Below are 13,040 nucleotides of genomic sequence, written 5' to 3'. Positions count from 1 at the left end.
TCCCACGAAAGGCGCACCCGCATGCTCTGCATCGGCGTCGACATCGGCGGCACGTTCACCGACGTGATCGTCTACGAGCCGGCCACCGCACGGCTCGCCGAGGCGAAGACCCTGTCGACGCCGCACGACCCCGCGGTCGCGATCTTCGAAGGGCTGGCCAAGCTCGGCGTCTCGCTGGACACGGTGGACCGCTTCGTACACGGCACCACTCGGGTGACGAACACGTTGTTGGAGGGCTCCGGCGACCCGGTCAGCGTGGTCACCACCGCGGGCTTCCGCGACGTGCTGGAGATGGGCCTCGGGCACCGACCGCGGCTCTACAGCGTCAAGGAGGCGGCGCGCCCGTCGCTGGCGCCCCGCTCGCTGCGGCACGTGCTGCGCGAGCGGATCGCCGCCGACGGCTCGGTCACCGAACCGCTCGACACCGGCCACCTGGACGAGGTGCTGGACCGGGTGGCAGCCGCCGGGCCGGGAGCCGTCGCGGTCTGCCTGCTGCACTCGTACCGCAACCCCGCCCACGAGCGGGCCGCGGCGCAGCGGCTCGCCGAGCGCCACCCGAACCTGGTCTGCACGGTCTCCTCCGAGGTCGTACCGGAGCAGGGCGAGTATGAGCGGTTCGCCACCACGGTGCTCAATGCCAGCGTCCGCAGCGCCGTCTCCGACTACCTGCGCGGGCTCGGCACCGCCCTGGCCGGCGTCGGGTACGTGCACCCGCTGTCCATCATGACCAGCAGCGGCGGCGTCGTCTCCACCGACGAGGCCAGCCGCCTGCCGATCAACCTGGCGCTCTCCGGCCCCGCGGGCGGTGTCGCGGCCGCCGTCCACGTCGCGGGCCTGGCCGGATACTCGAACGTGATCACCTGCGACATCGGCGGTACGAGCACCGACGTCTGCCTGATCAAGGGCGGTGCGCCGCTGATGACCAGCGACGGGACGATCGCCGGGTACCCGAACCGCACATTCCAGGTGGAGATCAACACGATCGGGGCGGGCGGTGGTTCCATCGCCTGGCGCGACCTCGGCGGCGAGCTGCGGATCGGTCCGCGCAGCGCCGGCTCCACGCCCGGCCCGGCCTGCTATGGCCGCGGCGGCACCGAGCCGACCACCACCGACGCACACCTGCTGGTCGGGCACCTCGACCCTCAGGAGAGCCTGGGCGGCGAGGTACAGCTGGACCCGGCGCCAGCGGCGGCGGCCGCGGCGGTGCTCGCCGGGCAGCTCGGGCTGGACGATATGGAGCTGGCACACGGCATCCTGCGGCTGGCCACCATCAAGATGACCAGCGCGATCAAGGAGATCTCCGTCGCCCGCGGGCACGATCCGCGCGACTTCGTGCTGATGCCGTTCGGCGGGGCCGGGCCGATGCACGCCACGGCGCTCGCCGACGAGCTGGGCATCCGCCGGGTGCTGGTGCCGCCGGTGCCGGGCACCTTCTCCGCGCTGGGGTTCGTCACGGCCCGCGCCCGGCACGACTACATGCGTACCGTCCTGGTGGCCGCCGACGAGTCAGGGCTGGCCGCGGCGCGCGAGGTCGTCGCGGAGCTGCAGGACGCCGCCCGGGCGCAGCTCAAGGCGGAGGACGGCGTCGAGGCCGACCAGGTCTCGTTCACGCTGACGGTGGGCATGCGCTTCCGTGGGCAGAGCCACGACCTGGCCGTCGCAGTGGACGACCTGCCCGCCCGGGCCGAGGACCTGGTCGCGGCGTTCCACAACGCCTACGCCGAGCGGTACGCCCACGTGCGGACCGGCCCCCCGGCGGAGATCGTCAACTGCCGGCTGACCGCGTTCGGGCCCAGCCCCGAGGTGCGCTTCGCCGCGCCGGCCGGTGGCGAGGCCCGGCTGGGCCAAACCCGGCTGTACGGGCCGGACGGCTGGGTGGACGCCGCGGTGTGGCGGCGAGCCGAACTGGCGCCCGGCGTCACGGTGACCGGCCCGGCCGTGGTGCGGGAGAACGGCAGCACCACCGTCGTCGGAGCCGGCTGGCGCGGCGCTGCCGACGAGCGCGGCAACCTGCTGCTCACCCGGAACTGACCCGTGTCGCCACTCGCTCTCGATGCCGTCCTGCTCGACGGCGCGGCCCGGTATCCGGACCGGCCGCTGTACGCCTTCGCGGAGCTGGACCGCCCGGTCACGCACGCCGAGTTCGCCGAACTGGCGGGCCGGGGCGCCGCCGTGCTGGCCGCCCAGGGCATCGGCCGCGGTGACCGGATCGCGGTGTGGTCGGAGAACAGCCTCGCCTGGCTGACGCTACTCGCGGCGGCGGCCTGGCGCGGCGCTGCCCTGGTGACGCTGCACCCGGCCCTCACCGGGGCGGAACTGGCCGAGGCGGTGGCCCGGGCCCGGCCCCGGCGGCTGTTCGTGGCCGGTCGGATCCGCCACCGGAACGCGCCCGCTGAGGCGGCCGCCGCGCTGGCCGGGTTGCCGTACATGCCGGACGGCATCCACACGCTCGACGACGACGGCGGCCGGACGGCGCTGGCGGCGCTGCCCGGCTGGGCCGACGGGACGCCGGCACCGGGCGGTCACGCCGACGCCACGCTGAACATCCAGTTCACCTCCGGCTCCACCGGCCCGGCCAAGATGGTGGCGCTGAGTGCCCGGCACCTGGTGCGCAACGCGCAGTGGACGGCCCTGGCGGCCAAGCTGCGCCCCACCGACACCCTTGCCTCGCCGCTGCCGCTGGCGCACGCCGCCGGGCTGAGCAGCGGCGCCGTGCTCTCGCTGGTCACCGGGGCGCTCTGGGTGTCGACGTGTCGGTTCCGCTCCGAGACCGTGCTGGACATGGTCGAGCGGTACCGCTGCACCGTGTTGCAGGCAGTCCCGACGATGGCCACGATGCTCGCCGACCGGGTCGAGAGCGAGCCGGGCCGGTGGGACCTGTCGTCGCTGCGGGTCGGCTTCCTCGGCGGCGCGCCGTGCCCGCCCGCGCTGCGCGAGCGCACCGTGCGCGTGCTGGGCCTGGACCGGGTGGCCGTCGTCTACGGCCAGACCGAGGCAGGGCCCACGATCAGCGTCGACCCGGGCGACGGCAGCTGCGCCCCGGCCGGGCTGACCGTCGGCCGGATCGTGCCTGGCCTCGACGCGGCCGTGGTGCAGCCCGGCACCCAGCACGCCGTGCCGCTGGGCGAGGCGGGAGAGTTGCAGGTGCGCGGCGAGTCGGTCATGTCCGGCTACGTCGACGACCCCGCCGCCACCGCGGGCGCCCTGACCGTCAACGGCTGGCTGCGCACCGGCGACCTCGGCGCGCTGACCGCCGAGCGGGTGTTCACGCTCACCGGCCGGGTCAAGGAGCTCATCATCCGCGGCGGCGAGAACATCAGCCCGGCCGAGGTGGAGGCCGCGTTGCTCGACGACCCCGCCGTCGGCCAGGCGTGCGTGCTCGGCGTGCCGTCGGCGCGCTGGGGTGAGGAGGTCGGCGCGCTGCTGATCGCCGCGCCCGGTGCCCGGCTCGACACCGATGTGGTCGTCGCCGCCGTCACCGGGCGGCTGGCCCGACACAAGCTGCCCACGCGGGTGCGCGCGGTCCCCGGGCTGCCCGTGCTGCCGTCCGGCAAGGTCGACCGGCGCGCCGCGCTGGCGCTGTTCGAGGGGGAGAACTGATGCATCTGGGGTCCTGTTTCCTCGATTCGCTGACCGTCACCAGCTTCTTCGGCAATGCCGAGATGCGCGGGGTGTTCAACGACCGGCAGCTAATGCAGTCCTGGCTGGACGTGGAGGCCGCGCTGGCCCGCGGGCAGGCGTCGCTCGGGATCATCCCGCACTCGGCCGCTGAGGCGATCACCGCGGCGGCCCGGCTGGAGAAGCTGGACACCGCGACGCTGGCCGCCGACGCCGAGGACACCGTGCACCCGCTGGTGCCGCTGGTGCGCGCCCTGACCGCAGCCTGCCCAGGCGACGCGGGGCGCTACGTGCACCTGGGCGCCACCACCCAGGACGTGATGGACACCGGGTTCGTGCTGCGTGCCCGCGCCGGCCTGGACATCGTCGGGCGCCAGCTCGACGAGCTGGTACGGCTGCTGCGCCGGCTGGCGCTGCGGCACCGCAGCACCCCGATGGCGGCGCGCACGCACGGCCAGCAAGCGCTGCCGACGACGTTCGGGCTGCGCTGCGCGGTGTGGCAGAGCGAGCTGCAGCGCCACCGCGACCGACTCCAGGACCTGCGCGGCCGGCTGCTGGTGACGAGCATGGGTGGGGCGGCGGGCACGATGGCCGGGTACGGGCCGCAGGCGTTCGCGCTGGAGCGGGTCGTCGCCGAGGATCTGGGCCTGGCCGTGGCGGACACCCCGTGGCACGCCACCTCGGACCGGTTCGCCGAATGCCTGATGGTGCTGGGCCTGGTGGCGGCCAGCGGCGAGAAGCTGGCCCGCGAGGTGTACTTCCTGGGCCGCACCGAGATCGGCGAGGCGTACGAGCCGCAGCGCGCGACCCAGGTGGGCAGCAGCACGATGCCGCACAAGCGCAACCCGATCCGCTGCGAGGCGGTGATCGCGGCGGCCGGCACGCTGCGCGCGCAGGTGCCGCTGGCCCTGCAGACGATGGTCGCGCAGGACGACCGGGACATGGGCGTCGGCATGACGCTGTGGAAGCTGCTGCCGGAGTGCTTCATCCTCATCGGCGGTGCCCTGGAGCGCCTGGTCGAGGTCTTCCGTGACCTGGGCGTCAATCCGGACCGGATGCGCGCCAACCTCGACGTCACCGGCGGACTGGTGCTGTCGGAGGCAGTGATGCTGCGGTTGGCGGGCGCGCTGGGCCGCGAGCAGGCGCACCACCTGGTGATGCGGGTGGTGCGCGACAGCTTGGAGCAGGACCGCCCGTTCGCCGACGTGCTGCGCGCCGACCCGCAGGTCGCCGCCGCCCTGCCCGGCGAGGAAATCGCCGGGCTGTTGGACCCACTGTCGTACGTCGGTCACGCCGCCGCCCTGGTGGACCGCGCCCTACTCACCTCGGAGTCGCCATGATCACCGAACGGTCCGCCGAGTCGTCTGTGCTGCTTGAGCGGGCGGGCCGGCTGGCCCGGATCACGCTGAATCGCCCGCACCGGCGCAACAGCTTCGACCTGGCGATGCTGGCCCGGTTCGAGGACGTGCTGCACGAGGTGGGCCGCGACCCCGAGGTGGAGGTGTTGGTGCTCACCGGTGCTGGGTCGGCGTTCTGCGCTGGCACCGACCTGGACGAGCTGGCCACCCTGGACGCGTCCGCCACCATGCACGTGCAGCGCCGCACGGCCGAGCTGGTGGAGCGCTGGTACCGGTTGGAGCAGACGACGGTGACCGCGTTCAACGGCCCGGCGATCGGCTCCGGCGCGGTGCTCGGGCTGGCCGCCGACCTGCGCGTGGCAGCGGACAGCTGCTTCTTCACGTTCCCGGAGGTCACCTTCGGCATCCCGCTGACGTGGAGCGGCATGGCGATCCTGGCCGACCTGGTGGGGGCGGACCGGGCGAAGCGCTGGCTGCTGCTGGGCGAGCGGATCGGCCAGGCCGAGATGCTGCGCCACGACCTGGTCACGGCGGCGGTGCCGGCGGACGAGCTGGGCGTGACGTGTGACGCGGTGGTCGAGCGGCTGCTCGCCGTCTCGCCGGTGGGCCGGTCCATGACGAAACGGGCCGCGCGCCTGGCCGGGCCGCGGTTCGAGGCCGCCGCCCACGACTCCTACCTGGGTGCGCTCAGCGTCGCGTTGCGGCCGGCGGGCGCCTATCCGAAGGGCGGGCACCGGTGAAGGTGTACCAGTTGCTGGCGGACGCGCTGGTCAAGCACGGCGTCGACACGGTGTTCGGCCTGCTCGGCGACGCCAACATGTTCCTCGTCAGCGACCTGGTGGGCCGGCACGGCGTGCGGTTCGTCGCGGCCCGCAACGAGAACGCCGCCGTGATGATGGCCGACGGGTACGCCCGCGTGACCGGCCGGTGCGCGGTGGCCACGGTGACCCAGGGGCCGGGGCTGGCCGTGGCGGGCGCGGCGCTGACGATCGCCCGCCAGGCGGGTACCCCGCTGGTGCTGGTCGCGGGCGACACCCCGTCCGGGGACCCGGGGCACGTACAGAACTTCCCGCAGCAGCCGTTCGCCCTGGCGACGGCGGGCCGCATGGTGCCGGTGGAGGGCGCGGCGGGCGCGGCCCGTGACGTCGCGGCGGCGTTCCGGCTGGCCCGCTCGGCCGGTGGGCCGGTGGTGCTGAACGTTCCGATGGACCTGCAGGACGAGGACGTCACGGACGGGGTGCTGGCGCCCGCCACGGTGGCCGCGCCGCGCCCGCCGGGGCCGCCGGTCCCGCATCCGGACGACGTGGCGATGCTCGCTGAGCGGCTGCGGGACGCGAAGCGGCCGGTGGTGCTGGCCGGCCGGGGCGCGGAGGCGGCCGCGGCGGCGGTACGGGACCTGGCGGATCACAGCGGGGCGGTGCTGGCCACCACACTGATGGGCGCGGGCGTCTTCGAGGGCCACCCGTATTGCCTGGGGGTTGCGGGTGGGTTGGCCCGGCCGCTGACCCGGCGGGTGCTGGGCGAGGCGGACCTGGTGCTGGCGTTCGGCGCCGGGCTGAATCGGTGGACTGCGGACCACGGCCGGCTGTTCGCCCAGGCCGAGGTGGTGGGCGTCGACATCGACGCGGCGGCGCTGGGCGCCCGCTGGCCGGTGGACGCCCAGGTGGTGGGTGACGCGGGTGCGGTGGCGGCCGCGGTCGCGGCGGTTCTGCCGCTGATCTCGCGTCCGCAGTGGCGTTCGGCGGAGCTGGCGCGGGAGGTGGCGACGGCCGACCCGTTCGCCGGGCTTGTCCCGCTGGAGGCGGCGGACCGGATCGACCCGCGGGCGTTCCTGCGGGTGTGCGCCCGGCGGCTGCCCCGACGCCGTACCACTGTGGTGGGGGTGGGGCACTTCGGTGGCTGGCCGAACCTGCTGCTGGATTCGCCCGCGGTGGATCGGGCGCTGATCGCCCCGTGGGACTTCGGAAGCATCGGCGTGGGGCTGCCGTTCGCGGTGGGCGCCGCGGTGGGCCGCCCGGACCGTCCGGTGGTGGCGTTCGAGGGCGACGGAAGCCTGCTCACCGGGTTGGGTGAGCTGGACACGCTGGCCCGCACGGGTGCCGCGGTGCTGCTGATCGTCCTGGACGACGCGGCGTACGGCGCAGAAGTGCGCAAGCTGCGCCCGCGCGGGGTGGATCCGTCGCTGGCCCGCTTCCCCGAGCGCGACCTCGCCGCGGTGGCACGGGCACTGGGTGTGCCTGCCTGGACGGTGACGGACGAGGCCGGTGCCGATGCCGCGTTCGACGCGGTGCTGCCGGTCACCGGCCCCGCCCTGCTGCACGTACGGGTGCATCCCGGCGCCGTACAGGAACACTTCTGAGCCGGTCAGTGCCCCCAGACCGCGCCCACGCCGTGGCCCATCTGACGCGACAGTTCGTCGGCGGTGCGCACGGCGGCGGCGGCCAGTTCGGCGACGCGGGCCTCGTCGAGGCGGAAGATCGGCCCCGACACGCTGATCGCGGCGGTGACGTGGCCGAACTGGTCGCGCACGGGCGCGGCGACGACGCGCAGGCCCTCCTCGCTCTCCTCGTCGTTAAGTGCCCACCCCTGCTCGCGGACCTGGTGCATACGCTCGGCGAACGTGTCGAGGTCGGTGACGGTGTTGGGGGTCAGCGGCGTGAACCGCGTGTCGGCGAACATGGCGCGGATCTGCTCGTCGTCGAGGTCGAGCAGCAGGGCCTTGCCGGCGGCGCTGCACCATAGCGGGATGCGCCGGCCGAGGCGGGAGACGAGCTGCACGTTGCGGGTGCCGTGCTCGATGTAGATCGACAGGGCGCCCAACTCGTCGCGGATGGACAGGTTGACCGACTCGCCCTCGTCCTGGGCGAGCTGGTGCAGCAGCGGCCGGGCCAGGGCGTGCATGTCGAGCCCGGAGAGGAAGCGGGCGCCCAGCTCGAAGACGGTGACGCCGAGCCGGTAAGCGCCGGTCTCGTCGTTGCGCTGCAGGAAGCCGGTGTCGGCGAGGGCCCGGAACAGCCGGCTGGCGGTCGACTTGTGCAGTCCCAGCTCGCGGCTGACGTCACTGACCTTGCGTTCGACGCTGCCGCTGCGGAAGGCCAGCAGCACGTTGAGGGCGCGGTCGAGCGCCTGGGTGCCGGACTCCCGGCTGACGGGCTCCTCCGCAGCTGGAGGGGGTTCTGCGGCCTGCGACATCTTGCTTCCCACTTTCTCACTTGGTAGTGTCCCACAATATAAACCACGGACCACGATGTGGTCCACGTGAGGTCAAGGCCGAACCGCTCGGCACCACGAGCCGGAACACATGAGGCGTCGCATGACCAAGACGTTGAACCCGATCGACCTCGAGATCGTCACCGAGGGTCTGATCTCGATCGTGCGCGAGATGCGCCAGACGATCTTCCGCACCGCGCACTCCCCCGTCATCGCCGACGCGCAGGACTTCTCCTGTGCATTGTTCGACCCGAAGGGTCAGATGGTCGCCCAGGGGCGCGACATGCCCGGGCACGTCATCGCCATGCCGGCCTCCGTCGCCGAGATCTTCGCCGACTTCGCCGACGAGATGCGCCCCGGCGACCTCTACATCGTCAACGACCCGTACCGCGGCGGCAGCCACCTCAACGACGTCACCCTGATCACCCCGGTCTTCGTCGACGGCGAGCTGTTCCTCTTTCCCTGCGTACGCATGCACTGGGCCGACATCGGCGGGATGACCCCCGGCAGCGTCTCCGGGCAGGCAACCGAGATCCTTCAGGAAGGGCTGCGGATCCCGCCGATCAAACTGATCGAGCAGGGCCGCCCCAACGCCGCCGCGTACGCCATCCTCTTCGCCAACGTACGGATGGCCGACGAGCGGCGCGGCGACCTGGAAAGCTGCATCGCCGCCTGCCACACCGCCGAGCGGCGGCTGCGCGAACTCGTCGGCCGCTACGGTGCCGAGCTCCTGGTCGACAGTGTCACCGCAAACATGGACCGCACCGAGCAGCGGCTGCGCGACCGCATCCGCGAATTGCCCGACGGTGTCTACCGCTACGAGGACTACCTCGACCTCTACACCGACGGCCGATACGATCCCGCGCTGGTGCGCTGCGTACTCACCATCGACGGTGACGAGATCGACGCCGACTTCCGCGGATCGTCCACACAGGTCGCCGCGGTCGTCAACTCCTCGCGTGCCATGACCGTCGCCGGCGTCTTCATCGCCGTCAAGAGCGCACTCGACCCCGGCGGCCTGGTCAACCACGGTGCCTTCCGCCCGCTGCGGGTGCACACCGAGCCGGGCACCGTCGTGCACGTCACCTACCCGGCGCCCGCAAACGCGCACAGCGAGGTGCGCAAACGCGTCATCTCCGCCGTCATGGCCGCGCTGAGCCAGGTCGCGCCCGACCTCATCGCGGCCGACCAATTCGGAACCACCTTCCAGAACCTCATCGGCGGCGTGGACCAACGCACCGGCCGGCCTTACCTGTACTACGACTACCCGGCGGGTGGCAACGGTGGATTCCTCGAATCCGACGGCCCGAGCGCGATGAACCCCGTCGACCTGGGGGACATCTCCACCATCCAGTCCGTCGAACGGCTGGAGACCGAGATCCCCATCCACGTCGACGCATCCGAGCTGCGCCTCGGCTCGTGCGGCGACGGGGCGCGCCGCGGCGGACTCGGCAGCCGGCGCGAAACCCGGCTGCTCGCGAGCACCGGCGCCTACTCCGTGCAGACCGACCGCACCACGGTGCCGCCGTACGGTCTGCGCCACGGCGGCCCCGGCGCCCCCACCGTCACGTTCGTGCTCCGCGCGAGTGGCGAGCGGGTCGACTTCGAGACCCCCGGCAAGGTCGCCGGCTTTCCGATGCGCGCCGGCGACGTCCTCGTCATGGAGTCCGCGGGTGGTGGCGGCTGGGGTGACCCGCTCGACCGGGAACCCGCCGACGTCGCCGACGACGTAACGCAGGGATACCTCAGTGCCGCCGACGCCGAAAGCCGCTACGGCCTGCGGCTCGACGACGGCCGCGTCGACCTCGGCGGGACCGCGACGACCCGGCAGGAGATGCGCGGGAGGCGGCGATGGCTGCGCGTCACCACCACCGACTGGGCGCCGTACGCCGGGGAGCGCGGCCGGCGGCGGCTCGTCTACCTGGCTCCCGGCGCCGGCCTGGCCGAGGGAGCCCTCGTGGAGATCCACGGCACGCACCCCGCTCCCCTGCGGGCCTGGGTCCGGCACGACGCCGGCCTGGCCGACGACCAACTGGCCCTCAACGACGACGGGCTGCAGATCCTCGGCGCCGAACCCGACGAGCGCACGTTCGTGCGGGTGTTGGCCGACCGGGGCACGACCGGGGAGGGACCGGCATGAGCAGAGTCTTCCGGGTGCCCGTGACGCCCGCCCGCCTGGGCGGCGCCCGCCGCGGCGACACCGCGGACCGGGTGCCGGAGACGGCGCCCGCCCGCGCCGGCATCATCGCCGGGGTGATGAGCCCGCACCCGCCACACCTGATCTACGCGGAGAACCCGCCGCAGAACGAGCCGCGCTCCACCGGCGGCTGGGAGGTGCTGCGCTGGGCGTACGAGCGGCTGCGGCAGCGCATCCGCGAGGTGCACCGCCCAGACGTGCTGATCGTGCACGCCCCGCACTGGATCACGATGGTCGGCCACCACGTCAACTGTGTGCCCAACCCGCGCGGCGTCTCCGTCGAGCCGATCTTCCCGCACCTGTTCCGGTACTCCTACGACTTCCGCTCCGACGTCGAGCTGGGCGAGGCCATCGCCGACGAGGCCAGCGACCTGGGCCTGGTTACCCGCAAGCTGCGCGACCCGCGGGTGCGGGTGGACTACGCCACGATTGGCGCGCTGCACCTGGTCAACCCGGCCTGGGACATCCCGGTGGTGTCGCTGTCGGCCAACAACAACCCGTACTTCTACTCCGACGCGTCGCTGGAGGAGATGGAGGTGCTGGGCGAGGCGACCCGCCGGGCCATCGAGCGCACCGGCCGCCGCGCCGTGCTGCTGGCCTCCAACTCCCTGTCGCACCTGCACTGGCACGAGGAGCCGGACCTGCCAGAGGACATGGAGCGCGAGCACCCGTACAACAACCACCAGTATCGCTGGGACATGAAGCTGCTGGAGGCGATCCGCCGCGGGCCGACCGCGCCGCTGCGCGAGCTGATCCCCGAGCACATTGAGGCGACCTCGTCGGAGACCAAGGCCGGCAGCCTCACGTGGATGCTGGCCGCGATGGGCTGGCCGCAGGTGCCCGGCGACGTCCTGGGCTACGGCACGATCATCGGCACCGGCAACGCGGTCGTCGAGTGGGTGCCCGAGGGAGAACGCCGTGCCTGACACCGGAATCATCGCCGGGGCGCTGCTGCCCGGCATGCCGCACCTGCTGGCGGAGAAGCCCGCGCAGTGCTGGGCCGACCTGGCCGGCGCCGCCCGCGACGTCGGCGACCGGCTGCGCCGGCTCAAGCCCGACGTGGTGCTGCTGCTGTCCACACAGTGGTTCACCGTCCTGGGCCACCAGTTCCAGTGCGACCCGAACCCGCGCGGCGAGCACGTCGACGAGAACTGGTACGCCTACGACTACGGCGAGCTCCGTTACGACCTGCGCTTCGACGTGCCGTTCACCGAGCGGTGGGCCGATCACGTGCAGAAAAGCGGCATGCAGGCCCGGCGCACCCGCTACGACGGCTTCCCGATCGACACCGGCACGATCATCACGTCGGCGCTGCTCGACCCTGGCCGCGAGCTGCGCTGGTCGCAGGTGTCGTGCAACCTCTACGCCGACGCGCAGACGCTCGCCGACGTCGGCGCGGCCGGCGCGGCCGCGGCCCGCGAGGCCGGCGTACGCGCCGCCGTCGTGGTGGTCAGCGGCATGTCGTCCGGCCTGATCCAGCAGTGGATCGAGCCGCACGAGGATCACATCGGCGACCCCGCGCACGACCGCTGGAACCGGCGGGTGCTGGACCTGCTGACCGCCGGCAAGGTCGACGAGGTGCTGAAGATCCGCGAGGACTTCGCCCGCCAGGCGCAGGCCGACAGCCAGTTCCGCGCGCTGGCGTTCGCCGCTGGGGCCGGGGCGGCCGCCGGACCGGCGCAGCTGCACGCGTACGGACCGCTCTGGGGCACCGGCGGCGCCGTCCTGTCCTGGAACCTGCCCTAAACATCGGAAAAGGAGAACCCATGCGGAACATGGCTGTCGGCTTCGTCGAGGCCGAGGGTTACACCGCCATCTTCGACGCGGTCGACGCGATGGTGAAGGCCACCGAGGTCGAGGTGACCCGCGTCGTCCGCCTCGGCGGCGGCATCGTCGCCGTCGCGCTGCGCGGCGACCTGGCCACCGTCGAGGAGGCCGTCGACATCGGCGAGGCGACCGCCAAGGCCAAGAGCCGGACGGTGCACTCCATCGTCTTCGCCAGCCCCTGTGACGCGGTGTCGGCGCTCGCCGTCGACCCCCGCCTCGTCGGCAACTGACCCGGTAAGGAGAACAGCTAATGCCTTCTGACATCGCCATCGGCATCGTCGAGACCCGGGGCGTGGTGGCCCTGTCCGCCGGAATCGAAGCCATGATCAAAACCGCGGACGTCCGCTGTATCGCCGTGGAGCGGGTAACCAGCGGCTACCTCGCCGTCGCCGTGCAGGGCACCCTCGCGGCCGTCCGACAGGCCGTTGCCTCCGGCGAGGCTGCCATCCGGGCGCACGGCGACCTGCGCAGCTCGCAGGTGTACCCCAAGCCGCACCCCACCACGGCCGCGCTGCTGGAGGACCCGGAGGCCGCCCGGATCCGCGAGGTCATGGCGAGCCTGCGGGGAGACAGCTGATGATGCTCGGTGAGGTCATCGCCAAGGTCTGGCCGGACAAGATCCTGCCGTCGCTGCAGGGCCGCCGGCTGGTACTGGTCCGGCCCCGCACCGACGGGCCCGACCTCGTCGCGATCGACCCGCTCAACGTGGGCGTCGGCACCATCGTGCTGGTCGTCACAGACGAGGCGGCCGCCGCAGCCACGGGCGAGCCGACGGCCGACGCGGCCGTCGTGGCGCTCGTCGCTGACTCCCCGACCGAACGATAGGGACC

Annotated in this window: 12 protein-coding genes; 11 read left to right on the top strand and 1 reads right to left on the bottom strand. The window is 73.0% G+C overall.

Going from position 1 to position 13,040, the window contains the following annotated elements; translation table 11 throughout:
* Positions 1 to 21 precede the first annotated feature (21 nt).
* The 5 genes from SNR22_RS06355 to SNR22_RS06335 are packed head-to-tail and all read left to right on the top strand — an operon-like array spanning position 22 to position 7,335.
* Entirely contained in the window at positions 22 to 2,031 is a 2,010-nt protein-coding gene (locus SNR22_RS06355) for a hydantoinase/oxoprolinase family protein (protein ID WP_320065516.1), read from the top strand.
* Between the two features lie 3 nt (positions 2,032 to 2,034).
* The gene (locus tag SNR22_RS06350; protein ID WP_320065515.1) at positions 2,035 to 3,600 is read left to right on the top strand and encodes a class I adenylate-forming enzyme family protein; all 1,566 of its coding nucleotides are present in this window, start codon (positions 2,035 to 2,037) and stop codon (positions 3,598 to 3,600) included.
* Positions 3,600 to 4,958 carry an adenylosuccinate lyase gene (purB, locus tag SNR22_RS06345; RefSeq protein ID WP_320065514.1) on the top strand — a complete coding sequence of 453 codons (1,359 nt, stop codon included), beginning with the start codon at positions 3,600 to 3,602 and terminating at the stop codon, positions 4,956 to 4,958. The genes SNR22_RS06350 and purB overlap by 1 nt, the downstream gene beginning before the upstream one ends.
* Complete coding sequence (locus tag SNR22_RS06340; protein WP_320065513.1) at positions 4,955 to 5,716, top strand: enoyl-CoA hydratase/isomerase family protein; 762 nt, start codon at positions 4,955 to 4,957, stop codon at positions 5,714 to 5,716. Before purB ends, SNR22_RS06340 begins: the two co-directional genes overlap by 4 nt.
* Complete coding sequence (locus tag SNR22_RS06335; protein WP_320065512.1) at positions 5,713 to 7,335, top strand: thiamine pyrophosphate-binding protein; 1,623 nt, start codon at positions 5,713 to 5,715, stop codon at positions 7,333 to 7,335. Before SNR22_RS06340 ends, SNR22_RS06335 begins: the two co-directional genes overlap by 4 nt.
* Positions 7,336 to 7,340: 5 nt before the next feature.
* Here SNR22_RS06335 and SNR22_RS06330 read toward each other — a convergent pair whose 3' ends face one another.
* Positions 7,341 to 8,168, bottom strand: a complete 828-nt coding sequence (locus tag SNR22_RS06330) for an IclR family transcriptional regulator (RefSeq protein ID WP_320065511.1) — start codon at positions 8,166 to 8,168, stop codon at positions 7,341 to 7,343.
* 121 nt (positions 8,169 to 8,289) lie between these two features.
* Between SNR22_RS06330 and SNR22_RS06325 the strand changes: the two genes are divergently transcribed.
* Genes SNR22_RS06325 through SNR22_RS06300 form a run of 6 tightly spaced genes read left to right on the top strand, consistent with a single transcriptional unit; the run spans position 8,290 to position 13,035 of the window.
* Positions 8,290 to 10,326 (top strand): hydantoinase B/oxoprolinase family protein, encoded by a 2,037-nt coding sequence (locus SNR22_RS06325; RefSeq protein WP_320065510.1) that lies wholly within the window; start codon positions 8,290 to 8,292, stop codon positions 10,324 to 10,326.
* The gene (locus SNR22_RS06320) at positions 10,323 to 11,309 is read left to right on the top strand and encodes a tRNA U-34 5-methylaminomethyl-2-thiouridine biosynthesis protein (RefSeq protein WP_320065509.1); all 987 of its coding nucleotides are present in this window, start codon (positions 10,323 to 10,325) and stop codon (positions 11,307 to 11,309) included. Before SNR22_RS06325 ends, SNR22_RS06320 begins: the two co-directional genes overlap by 4 nt.
* A complete protein-coding gene (locus SNR22_RS06315) occupies positions 11,302 to 12,129 on the top strand; it encodes a 2-amino-5-chlorophenol 1,6-dioxygenase subunit alpha (protein ID WP_320065508.1) in 828 nt (275 codons plus the stop codon). Before SNR22_RS06320 ends, SNR22_RS06315 begins: the two co-directional genes overlap by 8 nt.
* A gap of 20 nt (positions 12,130 to 12,149) precedes the next feature.
* Positions 12,150 to 12,440, top strand: coding sequence for a BMC domain-containing protein (locus tag SNR22_RS06310; RefSeq protein ID WP_320065507.1), 291 nt, complete (start codon positions 12,150 to 12,152; stop codon positions 12,438 to 12,440).
* Positions 12,441 to 12,460: 20 nt separating this feature from the next.
* On the top strand, positions 12,461 to 12,787 hold the full coding sequence (locus SNR22_RS06305) for a BMC domain-containing protein (protein WP_320065506.1): 327 nt from the start codon (positions 12,461 to 12,463) through the stop codon (positions 12,785 to 12,787).
* On the top strand, positions 12,787 to 13,035 hold the full coding sequence (locus SNR22_RS06300) for a EutN/CcmL family microcompartment protein (RefSeq protein ID WP_320065505.1): 249 nt from the start codon (positions 12,787 to 12,789) through the stop codon (positions 13,033 to 13,035). The genes SNR22_RS06305 and SNR22_RS06300 overlap by 1 nt, the downstream gene beginning before the upstream one ends.
* Positions 13,036 to 13,040 lie beyond the last annotated feature (5 nt).

The organism is Micromonospora sp. RTGN7 (assembly GCF_033804645.1).
In the GTDB taxonomy this organism is placed as follows: Bacteria; Actinomycetota; Actinomycetes; order Mycobacteriales; family Micromonosporaceae; genus Micromonospora.
This window is presented reverse-complemented; position numbering and strand designations above follow the sequence as displayed.